This window comes from Serratia sp. Ag1 (assembly GCF_000743355.1).
Classification (GTDB): Bacteria; Pseudomonadota; Gammaproteobacteria; order Enterobacterales; family Enterobacteriaceae; genus Chania.
Genome location: NZ_JQEI01000015.1, coordinates 1 through 18,089, shown reverse-complemented (window position 1 = coordinate 18,089; position 18,089 = coordinate 1). Strand labels below are relative to the sequence as shown.

Below are 18,089 nucleotides of genomic sequence, written 5' to 3'. Positions count from 1 at the left end.
TCCATTTTTTAGAAAGCGAGAATGACCCTATGTCAGAGCAAACACTAAAAATCGTCACTTTGCTGGGCAGCCTACGCAAAGGTTCTTATAACGCCATGATTGCCCGCAGCTTACCCAAGCTGGCTCCCCACGGCGTAACCATAGAAGCCCTGCCTTCGATTCGCGATATCCCTCTCTATGATACCGATCGGCAGCAGGAAGACGGTTTCCCCGCCACGGTTGAGGCCATTGCAGAACAAATCCGTCAGGCTGATGGCGTCATTATTGTTACACCAGAATATAATTACTCGGTTCCTGGCGGCCTGAAAAATGCCATCGACTGGCTTTCACGCTTGCCCAATCAACCTCTGGCCGGTAAACCGGTTGCCATTCAAACCAGCTCCATGGGGCCGATCGGTGGTGCACGTTGCCAGTATCATCTGCGCCAGATCCTGGTGTTTCTTGATGCCATGGTGATGAACAAACCCGAATTTATGGGCGGCGTGATCCAGAACAAGGTTGATGAACAAACAGGTGAATTGGTTGATCAAGGCACGCTGGATTTTCTGGCGGGCCAACTATCTGCATTCAGCGATTATATTCGTCGCGTGAAGTAAACTTCCTTGCGGCATCGTGATCGGTGCCGCTGCATTATTGATGTAGTAGAAAATATGCGTTTGATTATCCTAGCTATGCTGATGGTTTGCACTGGCAGTTCATTGTTTGCTGCAGAAATGCGTTACCCTGCCGGAGAAGAACCGGTAGAGCTCCCTGCGCGCCATTCACCCACTACGCCATTGCCACGGCCTGCCTATAGCCAGGAGGATAAAAAGACAGAAGCCATGTCGTTGTATCTGACCCTGATGCGCGAAGATACACGCAATGTCTGGGCCCCCTATCAACTGGCAGCCTCTTCAGCCGAAAAGGGCCAGACCGAGCTTGCTGAACGTTATCTGCAACTGAGCGCCAAGCGCGGATTGTGGTATTACTACAACCTGCTGGAAGACAGTGCCTTCAACAGTATCCAGCAAGGTGAAACCTACCGTTCCATTCTCGCCGAGACCAAGACCCGCTATCAGCAATACGCTTCACAGTTTGAAGGTAAAGCCTATTATGCCGTCCCGAGTGGCGAACCACCGCCAGGAGGCTGGCCCACCATCGTCTACCTGCACGCCTATGGTCAGGCAGCAGCCATCAAGCCAGAAGACCGCTTACTGTTTGCAGAAGCTGGTGTCGCCTATATTGAGCTTAATGGCACCCAAATGCTGGCGGAGCACAATTTCCGCTGGTCAAATTACAGTGATGAGAGCACCCAAAGCGCGATTGAACGTGCTCTGCGCTCTTTAACCCCGGTTTTGAAGCTGAATCCCAAGCAGGTATTCCTGACCGCGCGTGGGCAAGGTGCCCTGCACGGTGCCAATCTGATGGCCAAATACCCGCAGTTTTATGCAGGTGCTTTATTGATTGCCCCCAACGGTGAAATCACTCCGGCCAAACATTCACTGGCAGAAAAAAAGCGGATAATGATCGCTTATTACGATCGGCAGAATTTCGACGATCAGGCGCTGGCCCTGTATTTCGCCGATCTGTTCAACGAAAAGAACCAGGTCGAGATTGAACATTTTGCTCAGGGAGAGGATGCGCTCGGTGGCTGGCAGGCGCGTTTTAACCAACCATTACGCTGGGTGATGGGTAAAACTACGGATGCATCGCCGGGATTCTGATAAGAGGCCCAACGTGCTGAGTTTGATGACAAAGTCGTCTTCTAGCCCGAGATACCCGGGTCTAGCGCACCGAGGGGCACTCCGACGGCTTACGCCGTTACGACCCCTTCGGCACGCTCCCCCTAATAACTGGCTTCGTCTGCAGTCTGAGAGACCCAGCTCACTGGGCCTCTTTTCTACTCTTAATGCCCGTCAACAAACGCGATTTTAAGCACAAACAGCAGCGCCACCACGATCACACATGGGCTGATTTCGCGCCAACGGCCAGTGCCGAGCTTCATCACACAGTAAGAGATAAAGCCCAGGGCAATACCTTCGGTGATCGAGAAGCTGAAAGGCATCATGGCGGCGGTGACAAAGGCCGGAACCGCTTCGGTCATGTCTTCCCACTTCACACGTGCCAGGCTGGAGGTCATCAGCACCCCCACGTAGATCAACGCACCCGCAGCGGCATAGGCGGGCACCATCCCGGCTAACGGCGACAGGAAAATCACCAGCAGGAACAGAATCCCCACCACCACGGCGGTGAGGCCAGTGCGGCCACCGACGGAAACGCCCGCCGAGCTTTCAATATAGGCAGTCACAGAAGAGGTGCCGATAAACGCCCCGGCCACCGAACTGATGCTGTCAACGTACAGCGCCTGCTTCATACGCGGAAATTTGCCGTTCTCATCCGTCAGGCCAGCTTTGTCGGTCACGCCGATCAAGGTGCCTGAAGAGTCGAACAGGTTCACCAGCATAAAGGCAAAGATCACCCCGGCCAGGCTGAGATTCAGCGCACCGGCCAAATCCACTTGCCCCACGACGGTCGTGATATCCGGCGGCATAGAGAACACGCCGCCATATTTCACATCACCCAACAGCCAACCGATAAACGTAGTCACCACGATGGAAACCAGCACCGCCGCATGAATATTGCGTGAAGCCAGCACGGCAATAATAAAGAACCCCAGCGCCCCCAGCAGCACGCTGTGGGAAGTCAGGTTACCTACCGCCACCAGCGTATCTGGGTTAGCCACCACGATACCGGCATTTTTCAGCCCCATCATGGCGATAAACAGGCCAATACCGCTGGTGATCCCCACACGCAGGCTCAACGGGATATTGGCAATCATCCAGTAACGAATGCGGAACAGGGTCAGCAGCAGGAAACCCACAGCGCCCCAGAAAATCGCCCCCATCCCGACCTGCCATGAAATCCCCATCGCACCGACCACCACAAACGCGAAGAACGCATTCAGACCCATTGCCGGTGCCAACGCCACTGGCAGATTAGCCAGCAGCCCCATGAAAATACTGCCGAATGCGGCGATCAGGCAGGTGGTCACAAATACCGCCTGAGTATCCATGCCCGCTGCACCCAGGATCTGGGGGTTAACGAACACGATATACACCATGGTTAAAAAGGAGGTAAGACCGGCAATCGTTTCCGTGCGTGCCGTAGTACCATGCTGCTTGAGTTTAAACACACGCTCAAGCAAGCCTTGCTTTGCATCAAGGCTGATGTCTTGTTTGCTCATTATCAGAATTCCGAAGAAGGGAATGGACTTTTGGCCGCTATCCTATAACAAAATGTTGGGTTTTTGACCTTACTCACAGGCTTTTTTCACCCTAGTTTATGGCTGAAATTTTCAACGGCTTGTATTTACTCATATTGACCGTCAATAAATGCTTAAGAGGTCGCAATTCTGCACAATCCGGTTAAAGTGGCAACCATCATGGCTTAACTGAGGATCTTTACCCCGATGAATCAGGTTGAATGTGTTTTATTTGATTGTGATGGCACGCTGGTAGACAGCGAAGTGCTGTGCAGCAAAGCCTACGTGCACATGTTTGAGCGCTTTGGTATTACGCTTTCGTTGGAGGAAGTGTTCAAGCGATTCAAAGGAATCAAGCTGTACGAGGTTGTCGAACAGATTAATGCTGAACAGGGTGTGAACTTACCGGTCAGCGAACTGGAGCCGGTTTACCGCCAGGAAGTGGCACGCCTGTTTGAGGCAGAACTGCAACCGATCGCCGGAGCCCGCGAACTGTTGGCACAGATGGCAGCACCGATGTGCACCGTTTCCAACGGCCCGGTAAGCAAAATGCAGCATTCATTGGGGTTGACCGGCATGCTGTCCTATTTTGATGACCGCTTGTTCAGCGGCTACGATATTCAGCGCTGGAAGCCCGATCCGGCCATCGTGTTCCACGCGGCACAACAGATGCAGGTGCCGGTAGAACGCTGCATTCTGGTGGATGACTCCGCCGCTGGAGCCCAGGCGGGTATCGCTGCCGGGATCCCGGTGTTTTACTTCTGCGCCGATCCGCACAATCAACCGATCGAGCACCCGCTGGTCACCATGTTTGACGATCTGGCCCAGTTGCCTGCGCTGTGGCAACAACGCGGCTGGCAGCTTACCCGTTAACTATTGCCACTTTGGCCAGTTCTCCCCGGCCAATTTCTGCCCGCAGCCAATCATGAAAGTAGCGCACGCGTGGCAGTTCACGCTTGCCGGGCGGGATCTCCAGCCAATAGCCGTTGGTGCTTTTCAGTTCCAGCGGTGAAAGCAGCACCAGCAAACCGCTGTGCAATTCATTGCGGATCATCATTTTATCCAGCACCGCGTAACCTGCGCCGGTAATACAGGCGTTGATCACCTGATCCTGGGTGCTGAATTCCAACCCCCCTTGTTCCTGCACTTCCGTGCGCCCTGCCGCCGCCAGCCAGCGTTGCCAGGTATCCATGCGGCTATCGCCATTGAGAATATGCAATTGTGGCTGCGTGTTCAGCGGTGGGAAAACGCCGTTAATCATCAGCAACGGGCTACCCACCAGCACCAACTGCTCATGGCACAACCATTCGCCGCCAAAGCTCTCGGCCCATTCGCCAAAGCGCACCGCGCAGTCAAAGTCGCAGTACTTCTGCCGTGCTTCGCTGATCAGAGCGATCTGCAATTGGCTATTGCGCTGACGCAGCGTGACTAAGCGCGGTGCCAGCCAACGGGTGGCGAACGTAGGGGCCACCTGCAACCGCAGGTGTTGTAAAGGGTTGTGCAACTGCACATGGCGCACGCCTTCTTCCAGAATATCCAGCGATTGCCGCACCACCGGCAATAACAGCATGGCATCCTGAGTCAACGCCAGCCCGCTGTGGCTACGCACAAACAGCAACTTACCGAGAAACGCCTCCAACTGCTTAATCTGGCGGCTGGCAGCACTTTGAGTGATAAACAGCGCTTCAGCCGCTTTACTGAAACTCAGCGTCCGGCAGGTTTCTTCGAATACGCGCAACATAGTGAGTGATGGGAGTTTTCTCACGATCCACAGACCTCTGCCTTATGCACTGGATTGTTAGAGAGATGTTGCCAATCTGGTGGATTTCGCCCATACCCGCAGCAGTTATCTCTGTAAAACCAGAGCCAGATCACATGCATTTTCCGCTGAACGGTATGACTAAAACGCACTCGCCTACCGCCCCTACCGCTGCCACATTGTTAACGCGATAAAAACAAAAAACCAACAACAAACCTACAAAAACCGCTCAACTCCAACAGGAGGACAGGTCAATGCAACATCTGACACAACAACCCACCATCCGTATGGATGACGTGCCGTTAAACCGCTTCCATATCAAGATCGCTGGGCTGACCTTCGGTGCCCACTTCACCGACGGCTATGTGCTCGGCGTTATTGGCTTCGCACTGGCGCAGATCAAACCGCAAATGGGCGTTTCCGCGTTCTGGGAGGGCATGCTCGGCAGCTCCGCCCTGATCGGCCTGTTTATCGGTAGCCTGATGTTCGGCTGGATTTCTGATTATATTGGCCGCCAGAAAATCTTCTCTTTCAGCTTTATTATCATCACGCTCGCCTCTGCATTGCAGTTCTTTGTCAGCACACCGGAACAGTTATTCTTGCTGCGCGTGATGATAGGTATCGGCTTAGGGGGGGATTTTGCGGTCGGGCACACCATGCTGGCCGAATTCTCGCCGCGTAAACACCGGGGCGTGCTGCTCGGCGCTTTCAGCGTGGTCTGGACATTTGGCTATGTGGGGGCAGGGATCGTCGGCCATTTCCTGACGGCGACCGGCCCCGATGCCTGGCGCTGGCTGCTGTGCTCTTCCGCACTACCGGCGCTGGCCATTCTGCTGATGCGCATCGGCACGCCAGAATCACCACGCTGGCTGATGGGTAAAGGGCGCAGTGAGCAGGCAATGGCGATCGTGCATCAACACTTCGGGCCGAATGTGGCGCTCAATGATGAAGTGCAGGCCGTGTCTCAACAACGCTTTCTGTCACTGTTTGGTGCCAAATATCGCCGCCGCACCGCGTTTAACAGCCTGTTTTTTGTCTGCCTGGTGATCCCGTACTTCTCGATCTACACCTTCCTGCCCTCGATTCTGCAAATCATGGGGTTAGACAATAACTTTGCCACCGATCTGCTGCTCAATGGCCTGCTGATCGTTGGCGCTGTATTAGGGATCGTGCTGACGGTGGTGTGTTCACGCCGTGGGTTCCTGATCGGCTCCTTTATCTTTCTTGCGGCCTGCCTGGTGATGCTGAGCCTGATCCCGGCCAGCCAAACCGCTTGGCTGATCGCCATCTTTGCCGCTTTTACGCTGGTGATGTCAGCGGTCAGCAATCTGGTGGGCGTATTCCCAGCCGAAAGCTTCCCGACCGAAGTGCGCTCCATGGGGGTGGGTTTTTCCTTGTCTATCAGCCGCTTGGGTTCTGCCATCGGCACCAGCCTGCTGCCACTCTCGATCGCCCATTACGGCATGCCCGCCACCACTGGCCTGCTGGCCTTGATTCTGATTATTGGCGCGATGGTTTCCATTGCCTGGGCCCCGGAAACCAAAGGGCTGACGTTGGTGGATGCCGCTCAGGATTCAGCGCCTCAGGCAGAAAACACCTTCGCTGCCATCGCGAAATAACCTCATCTTAAAAAACAGGAGATCTTTTAGTGGAAATGTATATCGGTGAAGGCTTTGCAGGTAACGGCGTGAACGCCTCGCATATCAATATCATGATCGGACCACGTAATGGCGTGGTCGGCCAGGCGTTCTCGGCCAGCCTGGCCTCACCCAGCCAAGGGCATTGCCCATTTATGGTGGTGATCAAGCCTAACGTCCCGGCCAAGCCGATGACGCTGTACGTCAACAAGGCAGAAATCAGCGGTGAACTGCACGGCAACGCCACCTGGGGCGCGTCACAGGCGGCGATCGCCAAAGCAGTTACCGAAGCATTGCTGTCAGGCGTACTGCCAGCACAGGCCGAGGACGAATGGTGCATCATCACCGCGAATTGGGTAAACCCGAGTTGTAACGATATCGATGAGGTTTATCACAACAACTATCGTGCTTGTACTCAGGCAATCTGCGCAGCGATGGAAAAATTGCCAACGCGCCATCAGTTAACCCAAGCGCTACCGCAATTGGGCAACCCGTTCTATACGCCAAAAGCCTGAGGAAAGCGCCATGGAATACATCAATCTGGGGCAATGTGGCCTGAAAGTCTCACGCCTGTGCCTGGGCACCATGAATATGGGCAGCAAACAGTGGAAACCGTGGATTTTCGATGAAGCGCAGAGCGAGCCATTGATCCGCCACGCGCTGGAGAATGGGATTAACTTTATCGATCTGGCCGACTTTTACTCCAGCGGCGCAGGGGAAGAAGTGGTTGGGCGGGTAATTAACCACATCGCCAACCGTGACGAACTGGTGCTGACCACCAAAGTTGGCTACCCGATCGGCGCAGGTATGAATAATCAGGGGCATTCCCGCAAGCACATTATGGAGAGTATCGACGCCAGCCTGCGCCGCATGGGCACCGATTATGTGGATATCTATATGCTGCACTACTTCGACGTCAACACGCCAATCGAAGAAACCTGGGCCGCCATGAACGACATTGTGCGCGCTGGTAAAGCGCGCTATGTCGGGGTTTCCACCATGACTGCCTGGCAGTTGGCCAAGATCCTGTGGTGCTGCGAGCGTAACGGCTACGCCAAACCAATCAATATGCAACTGCAGCTCAACTGCGCTTACCGCGAAGAAGAGCGCGAAATGATCCCGTTCTGCCGCGATCAGGGGCTGGGGGTTTCGGTCTTCAGCCCGTTGGCTCGCGGGTTGCTGAGCTGTGATTTCAACTCTGTGCGCAACAAAACCGACTTCTTCACGCAGGAAATGTATGCTGATGCGGCTTCGCTTAACGTGGCGCAATCGGTCAGCCATGTCGCGCAGTTGCGCGGCGTTCCCCCGGCACAGATCGCCCAAGCCTGGGTGATCAACCACCCAGGGGTGGATTGCATGTTGGTCGGGGCCGACTCAGTACAACAGATCGACAGCGCCATCGCGGCACTGAACACCCCGCTCAGCGAAGACGAACGCTATGAATTGGAACGCAATTACACCCCGTGCGATGTGATCAACGACTACACCGCCGGTAAGCGCATTGCACGCGAAAGCCGCCCGGCGCGCGGTTTATTCGCCCTGGATAACGTAGAAAAAAGGAACATTGCATGACGGCTTATTCTTCACTGTTGCGTACCGGCTGGTATTGCAACGGCACATGGCAAACCACAACCCAAACTTATCCGGTCGATAACCCGGCCAACGGCGAAAAGGTGGCCGATGTGGCGCTGGCAGGCCGGGCAGAAACCACCGCCGCGATTAACGCAGCAGCAGCAGCGCTCCCAGCCTGGCGCGCTCACACCGCCAAAGCGCGGGCAGAGATTTTACAGCGCTGGTTCCAGTTGATTATGCAGCATCAAAAAGAGCTGGCGGAATTGATGGTCACCGAGCAAGGTAAAGTGCTGAGCGAAGCGACCGGCGAAGTGGCCTATGCCGCCAGCTTTATCGAATGGTTTGCCGAAGAGGCCAAACGCGCCAACGGCAAAACCATACCAGCCACCAAAGCGGGTAACCAGATCTTTACCTTTAAGGAGCCGGTTGGCGTGATTGCCGCCATCACTCCGTGGAATTTCCCGCTGGCGATGCTGACGCGTAAGCTTGGCCCCGCGTTGGCCGCAGGCTGCACGGCGGTGATTAAACCGGCCAATGAAACGCCGCTTTCTGCCTTTGCGCTGATCGTATTGGCAGAGCAGGCCGGGGTTCCCGCTGGCGTGATCAACGCCGTTACCGGTGATACCGTGGCTATTGGTGAAACATTAATGGCCAGCCCGTTGGTGCGTAAGGTGTCTTTCACCGGCTCCACGCCCACCGGCAAATTGCTGATGCGCCAAGCGGCGGACACGGTGAAAAAGCTGTCACTGGAACTGGGTGGCAATGCGCCGTTTATTGTGTTCGACGATGCGGATCTCGATGCCGCCGTAGCCGGTGCAATGGCGGCAAAGTTCCGCAACAGTGGGCAAACCTGCGTGTGCGTTAACCGTTTCTACATTCAGGACGGGATTTACGACCGCTTTGTGCAACAGTTGACCGAGGCCGCTCAGGCGTTAAAAGTGGCACCGGGTATGACGTCAGGGGCACAGCAGGGGCCGTTGATCCATCTGAAAGCGGTAGAAAAAGTAGAGGCTCACATGCAGGACGCGCTGAAACAGGGGGCCAAACTGATGTGTGGCGGCGAGCGCCATGCGCTGGGCGGCTCGTTCTTTCAACCTACCGTGCTGGCCAATGCCAATGAAAACATGCTGTTGGCTCATGAAGAAACCTTCGGCCCGCTGGCCGCCTGCTTCCGCTTTAGCACCGAGCAACAAGCCATTGAACGCGCCAATGCGACGCCGTTCGGGCTGGCGGCTTATCTGTATACCCGCGATTTGGCGCGCGCCTTCCGCGTCAGCCAGGCGCTGGAAAGCGGTATGGTCGGCATCAACGAAGGAATTATATCCACCGAGGTGGCACCGTTTGGTGGAGTGAAAGAGTCCGGTTTAGGCCGCGAAGGATCGGACGTTGGCCTGGATGAATACATGGAAACCAAATACGTTAATCTGGGGCAATTGCTGTAAGCGAGCCTCAACATCACCGTTAACTCTGCAACCTTGGCCGGTGATCTCCGGCCAAGTTATGCGAGCGCAGCGTATCCACTCAGCATGTTACCTGTACCCTCACGCTACTTAAATTAGTTATCCCTCTGATTACAATATCTTTTTAATGCAGAAAAATCCTACCCTTTTACAGGGTATGTTTTTTTTGCATGGCCAATACAAAAATGTTGTATTCACACATACTGAGAATAATCTTATATTAACTGGCGTGGATTAGCAGTTTTGATGATATATCCCCTCTCTACTGATTAATGATTTTGTTACATCTAAAGGTTACTGCGACTCATTTGGTATCTATACCTAAATCATTAACAGTCCAATAAATAATAAGGTTAAGCCTAATATTAAAGGCAATACTTTCTGTTGCCGCTGCTACAACGTTATCCACCGATATAGAAGACTGTAAATACAAGCGAGAAAGACAGATGAAATCAATGATAAATACCCTGCGCCTTACTCTGGTGCTGGGCCTGATGACCCTCGGTGGTTACGCGCAGGCCGATGGCCAGTTGATGGTGATGCCCGCACGTACCACCGTGGAAGGTCAACAGACCCGTACCGTGCAGGTCAGCAACCTGGGTGACAAGCCGTTATACTTGAAGGTCGACCTGATGCGGGTGGAAAACCCCGGCGAGAACCCAGAGCGCAAAACCCCCATCGGCGATATTTCCGTACCGGAAATGCTGGCCAACCCCGCCAAGCTGACCCTGGGCCCCGGTCAGAAGCGTGATATCAATCTGGTGGCGCTAAAAAGCCCAACTCAGGAAACGCTGTACCGCTTGTATATCGTGCCGGTTTCCAGCATCAAAGTGGTCGGGGAAGAGAACAAAGACAAAATCACTGCGCCACTGACCTTCGGTGTGGCCTATGGCGTACTGGTGCATCACTTGCCACCAACCAGTGCCCAAACCCATGGCTGGCAGCATCAATGCACCGCCACAGGGCTACAATTGACCGCCACCGGGACGGTGCATTCGCTGTTCACTGCGTTGCAGGTTACCCCGGCTGGCAAAATGCCTGCTGAACAGAAAGTGTTCCCGGGCACACCGCGGGTGTTTCCGGTTAACACCCTGAAAGGTAACGTTGATGGCCAGCCGTTCGCTATCAGCTGCCCGTAAGGTGCTCGGGCTGGTGCTGTGCGCCCTCCCCTGGGGGGCGGCACAGGCGCTGATTGATATCTCGCCCAAGATACTGGTGATGGAAGCGGATCAGGCAACAGTCACGGTGATTAACACCGGCGATACCCCGGAGTTTGTCAATGTCATGCTCTATCAGCTCACCAACCCGGGCGTGGTGCCGGAAGAGGAACGGACGGTGCCGCAGGGGGTGTTGAAAGAGCCTTCTCTGTTTGCCACGCCGTTCAGACTCTCGCTGGGGCCACGTCAGGAGAAGAAAGTGCAGTTGAAGGCCCTGAAAACCCCCGAGAAGGAACGGGTTTACCGTCTGGTGGTAGCACCTGAAAAGCAGGCCAGCATCAGCGGTACCCAGAGCAATGTGATGCTGCTGAATCTGGGGTTTAACGGGCTGGTGCGGCAGTTACCACTCAACCGGGTGGCAACCTGGCAACACCGCTGTGGGGCAGAAGGAGTCGAGCTGGAAGCCACTGGCACGGTGCGGGTGGAGTTCAGCGATTTGCGTTTGGCAGGGCAGCCAGTGGATGATTTTAATCTCTACCCGGGCACACCGCGCCGACTGGCGGCGAAGAGCCTGAGCGGCAAGGTGCAGGACAAACCATTCAGCCTGCAATGTGGAGCAGGCAAATAGCCGGGTTGTTTTATTAAGAGGGTGTCTCGGAACCGAAACACCCTTTACAACCTAACCATCCAGGCAGTTACCCGGATGGATCACTCATGTAAGTTATTTAACAGTGGAACTTATCGATACTCCGTTTGAACTCATCAATCAACCATCTGGATACAGGCGGGAGTGGGAACGTTTTTTTATAAATGATGCAATATAAAGCCGTAGGTATTTTATCCTTTATTGGAATTACGGTGAGATCTCGACTTAAAGAAGGGTTACTGAATACAGTATCAGGTTCTAAGGTCAAATAATTGGCATTTAAAACCATATTGATTCTTATTTGGCCAGAGTCCCCTCTTAAGATATGCCCATTTATTCCATCAGGGAATACGATAGATTCAATCTCTTTTTGATAGCCAAAGCTGTTAGAAGGTAAACACCAGGAAGCACCTTGCAATTCTTTTATTGTAGTGCAATTTTCCAGCGGGTGTCCTTTACGAGCAATAATTTTGTAAGGAATGGAAAAAAGAGATTCAAAAAGAAACTCGTCCTTTGACATTTCAGAGTTGATAATACCAATAGCAAAATCTAAAGTTCCCTGTCTTAAATAGGGCAGTAAATCAGTGATCTGCCCCTCATAAAGTTCAACACACACATTTGGAAAAATATTTTGAAAATTTTTCATTGCATCAGGCAATATAGAGTATGTCAATGAAGATAAAAAACCGAACTTAATAGTACTCTCTGTAAATTTGATAATATTCTCAATTTCAATAATAGCTTTATCCATGTCACTCAATATCTGCTGCACCCTACCATTAAAAACCTTACCTATCTCTGTTAAAGAAATACCATTAATCCCTCTTACTACAAGCTCTACACCGACGATTTCCTCCAGTTCTTTTAGGCTCCTTGTCAGAGCCGGTTGTGAAAGATACAGTTTTTTCGCTGCTGCACTAATGCTGCCCATCTCCGCCACTGTTGAAAAAATCATAAGTTGTTGTATTTTGGGCTTTTTCCTCATCACAAACTCCAGAAATCATCATACTGCACAATCTATAGGTAAGAAAATAAACATTGGTTAATCCAAGTTACATGAAGGCGGCTTATCGCAGCGATGGGCCGAGTCAAATGTCCTTAATTCAGTATAGCGCCACTATGCAGAGCTATTTAGTTCCAGACATAGTTTTTACATTCCCATTGCAGTTTATCCATTAGCTTTCTGGCGACCAACGTCAATGAGAGACGTTGCGAGTAAATAAAGTGGTAAGTGGCATCCGGCAAGGGTTTTTCTAGCGGGAGCGTACAAAGATGGTCTTTTAAATAAGGCACTTTTAACATCTCTTTGGATGCCACGATCAAAAAATCGGCGTCGAAAACCATTTGCAACCCTGCTGTGATCGTATCACCTCTAACAACCGTATAAGGATGGTGCGGCTTGGGGAATAAAAGCGGGGTTAACTGGCTGTGATAGCCCTGATTCTCCCCGGGTAAATACCACTTTGCCTCTTCCAGTTGCTCCAAAGAGGTGCTCTGAGCCAGTGGGTGTTCCTTACGGGCCAGCACACAAAAGGAGGCCGTGAAAAAGGGCTCGGTAATAAAATCACCGGCTACTGCCTCGGCTCCTGTGGTGCCAATAGCAAAATCCAGTTTGCCATGTCGTATGTCAGACAATAGTTCAGGGATTTGCCCCTCGGTGAGATAGATATTCACCTGGGGGAAGCGCTTCTGAAAGCGCTTGATAGCCGCAGGCAGCATGGTGAAAAAAGGCAGTGAGGAGCTGCCCAATGCCACGCTCCCGCGCGATGAGTAGCTCACTTGTTCCACTTCATTGACAGCCCGCTCCAGCTCCCTCAGGATCAGTTGGATACGGGGCTCCAGCAACTGCCCGGCTTCTGTCAGCACGACGCCCTTCGGGCCACGTACCATCAGCGAGGTACCCAATGTTTTTTCAAGTTCGTTGATTGCCCGTGTTAATGCGGGTTGTGCCTGATTCAAGGTTTTCGCGGCAGATCGGAAGCTGCCGTGTTGTATAATAGACTCGAATATTTGCAGCTGACTTAATTTGGGTAAATTTCTCATAAATAGGCTACATGGTGCATTTGATAAATAAAACATCAATTAACTATTGACAGTAAAATTCAAACCCTATTGTCACCAGTAATACAGAGACAACCCTGAAAGGCTATTGTCTATTGACCACCTGATACACTTTTTTTAACGATCCATTTTTATATCTTTGCATGAAAAAAGGGTGCAATGAAGGAAGCCCTAATTTAACCAGTGCGGAGCGTTTGTAGTGGCTTACTGTTTTATGACTCAATTTCAAGTCATTGGCCACCTGTGCCTGGGTTCTACCACTGAGTAAGCGGTTTAACACCGTCAATTCACGTGATGAAAGTGATACAGCACTCTTTTTCTCTTGCCTATTCCCTTTTAAAACATCACTCAATAGCGCATGAAGGTTGTCTAACGAAGCTGAAACATCGAGTATTGCGCTGACCTTGTCAAACTCAGAGTAATAGCTTTTAAGAAAGGTAATATATACGTTATCAGCAAGCAATAGCAGCCTTGTTCTAGGGTGCAATAACGGCAGTTTATTAGCAATGAAGTTGATCAATTGAACCAGATTATGTTCTTTACTGCTGAACGTCAGCATCAGAAGATCAATATCCGACTCCGTTCTTAAATATTCTTCACACTCATCCAGGCTTTTAAATTTCTCTGAATTTTCTAGCTGTTCGGAAAACAGAGAGTTCCCGAACAATTTGACCAGCCCCAATAAAGTAAAATGACATGGGCATTGAATGACCATCAGTTTTTCTTTTTGCATACCATTTTCAATTTATTAAAGGTGAAAAATATTTATGCCCACGTGCCTTCAAGATGCAGGTCAACAGCAGGTGTGAGTCTGTTGGAGAGAACTCGTTGATGCAAGTACATCACCTCAATCAACATTCCTGCATCTTGAAGGGCCACAGGGCTACACTGATTTATGCCTTTGGCGTGACCATAAAATTCAATGTGTCGGTATGCATACCCGCTTGGGTGGTCGCATTTTTGAACAGGTTGATCTTCGGCGTCCAGCACATTTCGCTACGTTTATCGACGCTGCTGGGCAACTGTGAGAGCGTAATGTAATTAGCGGCAGTGGCCGGGAAGTTAAAGTTATTGCCCGTCATCCCGTCATTACTCACCAGTTGCAGGTTATACAGCAATTGGCTGCCGTTACTGCCATTCAGGGCAAACAGGTTGCGCCCCCCCTGCGAGCTGTAACCGTTACTGACGCTCAGGGCATAGCTTTTATCCTTAACCTTGTCGGTGAGATAGTTCATGCACAGGTTGTTGCTGGGCAGGTTATTGATCGTTGCAGCATAACCGTTACCCGGCGCCGAAGCATCCGGTAAATCCCCTACATCCGCCGTATTCAGCATCCACTGGGCCGTACTCATCGCGAATTTAGGGTCCGAATCTATCAGATCCTCCTTCGGGGGCGCGACCGCCGTAGATGAACCTGCCAGACAGCCTGTTGTCCTGCCTGGGACGGCAAAATACCATCCCCAGATACTTTGATCCGGGGATGTAAATCTTGTATCTATCCTGAGAGCCGGGTAAATCAAGGGGTTGTTCATATCGAACCTGACCTTGACAGTACCTCTCACGTCCCGCAGTATGGCCCCTCCGGACACTGGTACGATCGCTATCCCGCCATCACTCTGTTTGATGACTTGCGCGTTACCTAATGTTAACGCGAGTGTAAAGTCTGCCACTTGCAGCGGTGACGGCGTGACAGTTGGCATCGTTTGTCCACCGATGAATCCATTCACTGGGATCGGTATACCGACATAAATTATGTTGAGAGTCTGAGTTGTAGGAAAGTTCTCTGAAACAAAATTAAATGAACCTTCCCAGATGCCATTACCAATCTCGGTAACCAGGCAGTTACTGATGTTGACAACTGCTTGAGCGCCCCTCATACCCAGCAGGCCTAAAACGCACGCCAATACAGAAAAAATCTTCGTTTTCATTACACATCATCCTATATGTCTCAGCGGGAACCCGCTGCCGGGTTCGCCATACGCCATCGGCCACACTGGCTTCATGCCAGACCGACCTGCCGGTGACGCGGCAGCCTTATGCCTGAACTTCAAACAGCAGCACCAGTTTGCCCAGGTAGCTCCCGGAGATGGTGCCCAATACGCCGACTGGCTGGCGCGCCACCAGTGACAGCAGGTAACTGCCGCTTGAGGTATCCGCCAACGGGGCCGGGTTGCTGAAGGCGACTGGCGTGGCACTCAATGCCTGCAAATTCGTGGCGTTGCTGCCAAACGCCACCTGCTCGGTAGTGAACGTCAGCTCGGGTTTGGTTTCATGCGTCAGCACCAGCGGATTGACCAGCGACACCGTAAAATTACGTTCGTTGCGGATACTCACCTGCACCGGTACCTGGGCCTGATAACGGGTGATGTCACTGCCTGCGCTGTTGCTCAGCGTAAGCGTGTCGTACCAGCCACCGCCCGGTTTTTCTACGGTAATTTTCGGCAGATTGGTCAAGGTAATGCTGACCGGTATGCCGCCTAATGGGGTATCTACTGCACTCGCCAGCCCGGTCCACAGCAGTAATGCTGCGCCTAGCGCCTGTTTCCACCTGTTCATTTGCGCTCCTGTTATGATTACTTCCCTGCTCCACATTGCAGGCTGAAAGGTTTGTCCTGCACCTCGCCGCTCAGGCTCTTCGCCGCCAGCCGGCGCGGTGTGCCCGGGTAGAGATTAAAATCATCCACCGCCTTCCCTGCCAAACGCAGCTCGCTGAACTCCACTCGCACCGTGCCCGTGGCTTCCAGTTCAATCCCCTCCGCCCCGCAGCGGTGTTGCCAGGTTGCCACCCGGTTGAGTGGCAACTGCCGTACCAGCCCGTTAAACCCCAGGTTCAGCAGCATCACATTGCTCTGGGTGCCGCTGATGCTGGCCTGCTTTTCAGGGGTCACCACCAAGCGGTAAACCCGCTCCTTCTCCGGGGTTTTCAGCGCCTTCAACTGCACGCGCTTCTCCTGATGTGGCCCCAGCGAGAGTTTGAACGGCGTGGCAAACAGATAAGGCTCTTTCAGCAACCCCTGCGGCACCGTCTGTTCCTCTTCCGGCGCCACGCCCGGATTGGTGAGCTGGTAGAGCATGACGTTGACAAACTCCGGGGTATCGCCAGTGTTAATCACCGTGACCGTTGCCTGCTCCGCTTCCATCACCAGTATCTTGGGCGAGATATCAATCAGCGCCTGTGCCGCTCCCCACGGGAGGGCACACAACACCAACCCGAGGGCCTTACGGGCAACTGATATCAAACGGCTGGCCATCAACGTTACCTTTCAGGGTTTTAACCGGAAACACCCGTGGTGTGCCCGGGAACACTTTCTGCTCGGCGGGCATGCTGCCGGCGGGGGTGACCTGCAGGCCGCGGAACTGGCTGTTCACCGTGCCGGTGGCGGTCAACTGCAGACCTGCGGCGGTGCACTGATGCTGCCAGCCATGGGTCTGCGCTGCGGTGGGGGGCAGATGGTGCACCAGCACGCCATAGGCCACACCAAAGGTCAGCGGTGCCCGGATTTTGTCCTTGCTCTCTTCCCCGACCACCTTGATGCTGGAAACCGGCACGATATACAACCGGTACAGCGTTTCGCGCGTGGGGGATTTCAACGCCACCAGGTTGATGTCGCGCTTCTGGCCCGGGCCCAGGGTCAGTTTGGCGGGGTTGGCCAACATTTCCGGCACGGTAATATCGCCGATGGCGGTCTTGCGCTCTGGGGTCTCGCCGGGGTTTTCCACCCGCATCAGGTCAACCTTCAGGTACAGCGGCTTGTCACCCAGGTTGCTGACCTGCACGGTGCGGGGTTGCTGGCCCTCAACGAGAGTGCGGGCAGGCATCACCATCAACTGGCCGTCGGCCTGCGCATAACCGCCGAGGGTTACCAGGCCCAGCGCCAGAGTAAGGCGCAGGGTATTTATCATTGATTTCATCTGTCTTTCTCGCTTGTATTCTCTGTTCAACCCTAGGGTTTCTCGCCTGTATCAACCAGGCACACACAAGAAGCGTTTGTCTTTCGGCTTGGTCAGATCGCAGCGGTAGCGCCCCTGTTTGCCGCTCACGGTGATTTCCTGCAGCAGCGTCGAGGACGCCAGCGAGAACAACCCGTTCGGATAAACCGTATCGCCACTCTCCTGCAGCGTCCCGCTGACCGGTGCACCCTGCGAGTCCACCAGGAAACCGTTGTACAACAGGTTCATGCTCACCTCTGCTTTCACCGGGTATACCTGTAGTGGATCAGTAATACCGGACACCTCAATAGCCTGTTAATTTAATGACAGCCAATTGAGGTAATTGATAATGACTCAACCTAAACAGACCAAACGCCGTTTTTCTCCTGAATTCAAACTGGAAGCTATTGAGCAGGTCGTTAAGTATCAGCGGTCAACCATCGAGGTTGCACGCGCTCTGGAGTTGGACCCCAGCCAATTGCGTAAATGGATACGCCAGTACAAAGAAGAAGTCAGCGGGGTGACGCCGGACAATCCTGCACTGACACCAGAGCAACGTGAAATCCAGTCGCTCAGAGCGCAGATTAAACGGCTGGAAATGGAAAAAGAAATACTAAAGCAGGCAG

At 53.0% G+C, this 18,089-nt stretch carries 20 protein-coding genes; 10 read left to right on the top strand and 10 right to left on the bottom strand.

Annotated features, from left to right (window positions below):
- Window positions 1–29: 29 nt before the first annotated feature.
- Both IV04_RS09255 and IV04_RS09250 read left to right on the top strand, forming a co-directional pair.
- The gene (locus tag IV04_RS09255; protein WP_037401306.1) at window positions 30–596 is read left to right on the top strand and encodes an NADPH-dependent FMN reductase; all 567 of its coding nucleotides are present in this window, start codon (window positions 30–32) and stop codon (window positions 594–596) included.
- Window positions 597–650: 54 nt separating this feature from the next.
- Window positions 651–1,703 (top strand): hypothetical protein, encoded by a 1,053-nt coding sequence (locus IV04_RS09250; protein WP_037401307.1) that lies wholly within the window; start codon window positions 651–653, stop codon window positions 1,701–1,703.
- Between the two features lie 182 nt (window positions 1,704–1,885).
- Here IV04_RS09250 and IV04_RS09245 read toward each other — a convergent pair whose 3' ends face one another.
- Window positions 1,886–3,223, bottom strand: coding sequence for an NCS2 family permease (locus IV04_RS09245; RefSeq protein ID WP_037401308.1), 1,338 nt, complete (start codon window positions 3,221–3,223; stop codon window positions 1,886–1,888).
- Between the two features lie 225 nt (window positions 3,224–3,448).
- Between IV04_RS09245 and yieH the strand changes: the two genes are divergently transcribed.
- On the top strand, window positions 3,449–4,114 hold the full coding sequence (gene yieH, locus IV04_RS09240; protein ID WP_037401309.1) for a 6-phosphogluconate phosphatase: 666 nt from the start codon (window positions 3,449–3,451) through the stop codon (window positions 4,112–4,114).
- On the opposite strand, the gene IV04_RS09235 is transcribed toward yieH, so the two are convergent.
- Window positions 4,104–5,006, bottom strand: a complete 903-nt coding sequence (locus IV04_RS09235) for a LysR substrate-binding domain-containing protein (RefSeq protein ID WP_037401310.1) — start codon at window positions 5,004–5,006, stop codon at window positions 4,104–4,106. The genes yieH and IV04_RS09235 overlap by 11 nt on opposite strands.
- Window positions 5,007–5,254: 248 nt before the next feature.
- Here IV04_RS09235 and IV04_RS09230 point away from each other — a divergent pair, with 248 nt between their 5' ends.
- The 6 genes from IV04_RS09230 (at window position 5,255) to IV04_RS09205 (ending at window position 11,454) form a co-directional block, all read left to right on the top strand.
- Window positions 5,255–6,619: an MFS transporter gene (locus IV04_RS09230; protein WP_037401311.1), complete on the top strand. Its 1,365-nt coding sequence runs from the start codon at window positions 5,255–5,257 to the stop codon at window positions 6,617–6,619.
- 29 nt (window positions 6,620–6,648) lie between these two features.
- The gene (gene fae / locus IV04_RS09225) at window positions 6,649–7,152 is read left to right on the top strand and encodes a formaldehyde-activating enzyme (RefSeq protein ID WP_081893191.1); all 504 of its coding nucleotides are present in this window, start codon (window positions 6,649–6,651) and stop codon (window positions 7,150–7,152) included.
- Between the two features lie 10 nt (window positions 7,153–7,162).
- The gene (locus IV04_RS09220; protein WP_037401313.1) at window positions 7,163–8,209 is read left to right on the top strand and encodes an aldo/keto reductase; all 1,047 of its coding nucleotides are present in this window, start codon (window positions 7,163–7,165) and stop codon (window positions 8,207–8,209) included.
- The gene (locus IV04_RS09215; protein WP_037401314.1) at window positions 8,206–9,651 is read left to right on the top strand and encodes an NAD-dependent succinate-semialdehyde dehydrogenase; all 1,446 of its coding nucleotides are present in this window, start codon (window positions 8,206–8,208) and stop codon (window positions 9,649–9,651) included. Before IV04_RS09220 ends, IV04_RS09215 begins: the two co-directional genes overlap by 4 nt.
- 464 nt (window positions 9,652–10,115) lie before the next feature.
- Complete coding sequence (locus IV04_RS09210) at window positions 10,116–10,808, top strand: pilus assembly protein (RefSeq protein WP_037401317.1); 693 nt, start codon at window positions 10,116–10,118, stop codon at window positions 10,806–10,808.
- A complete protein-coding gene (locus IV04_RS09205) occupies window positions 10,777–11,454 on the top strand; it encodes a molecular chaperone (RefSeq protein ID WP_037401318.1) in 678 nt (225 codons plus the stop codon). Before IV04_RS09210 ends, IV04_RS09205 begins: the two co-directional genes overlap by 32 nt.
- 97 nt (window positions 11,455–11,551) lie before the next feature.
- On the opposite strand, the gene IV04_RS09200 is transcribed toward IV04_RS09205, so the two are convergent.
- The 8 genes from IV04_RS09200 to IV04_RS09165 all read right to left on the bottom strand — a co-directional run bounded on the left by IV04_RS09200 (window position 11,552) and on the right by IV04_RS09165 (window position 17,766).
- A complete protein-coding gene (locus IV04_RS09200; RefSeq protein WP_037401319.1) occupies window positions 11,552–12,457 on the bottom strand; it encodes a LysR substrate-binding domain-containing protein in 906 nt (301 codons plus the stop codon).
- A 146-nt stretch (window positions 12,458–12,603) separates the two neighbouring features.
- Window positions 12,604–13,551, bottom strand: a complete 948-nt coding sequence (locus tag IV04_RS09195) for a LysR substrate-binding domain-containing protein (RefSeq protein WP_235212859.1) — start codon at window positions 13,549–13,551, stop codon at window positions 12,604–12,606.
- A 67-nt stretch (window positions 13,552–13,618) separates the two neighbouring features.
- Window positions 13,619–14,266 (bottom strand): LuxR family transcriptional regulator, encoded by a 648-nt coding sequence (locus IV04_RS24650; protein WP_051916739.1) that lies wholly within the window; start codon window positions 14,264–14,266, stop codon window positions 13,619–13,621.
- Window positions 14,267–14,426: 160 nt separating this feature from the next.
- Window positions 14,427–14,885, bottom strand: coding sequence for a hypothetical protein (locus IV04_RS09185; protein WP_037401322.1), 459 nt, complete (start codon window positions 14,883–14,885; stop codon window positions 14,427–14,429).
- A gap of 682 nt (window positions 14,886–15,567) precedes the next feature.
- Entirely contained in the window at window positions 15,568–16,089 is a 522-nt protein-coding gene (locus IV04_RS09180; protein WP_051916738.1) for a hypothetical protein, read from the bottom strand.
- A gap of 17 nt (window positions 16,090–16,106) precedes the next feature.
- Entirely contained in the window at window positions 16,107–16,784 is a 678-nt protein-coding gene (locus IV04_RS09175) for a molecular chaperone (protein WP_051916737.1), read from the bottom strand.
- Window positions 16,753–17,445: a pilus assembly protein gene (locus tag IV04_RS09170; RefSeq protein ID WP_152562851.1), complete on the bottom strand. Its 693-nt coding sequence runs from the start codon at window positions 17,443–17,445 to the stop codon at window positions 16,753–16,755. Before IV04_RS09170 ends, IV04_RS09175 begins: the two co-directional genes overlap by 32 nt.
- 51 nt (window positions 17,446–17,496) lie before the next feature.
- Window positions 17,497–17,766 (bottom strand): hypothetical protein, encoded by a 270-nt coding sequence (locus IV04_RS09165; RefSeq protein WP_037440778.1) that lies wholly within the window; start codon window positions 17,764–17,766, stop codon window positions 17,497–17,499.
- A 46-nt stretch (window positions 17,767–17,812) separates the two neighbouring features.
- Between IV04_RS09165 and IV04_RS09160 the strand changes: the two genes are divergently transcribed.
- Window positions 17,813–18,089 (top strand): transposase (locus IV04_RS09160; RefSeq protein ID WP_037440775.1); only part of this gene is annotated, 277 nt, incomplete at its 3' end.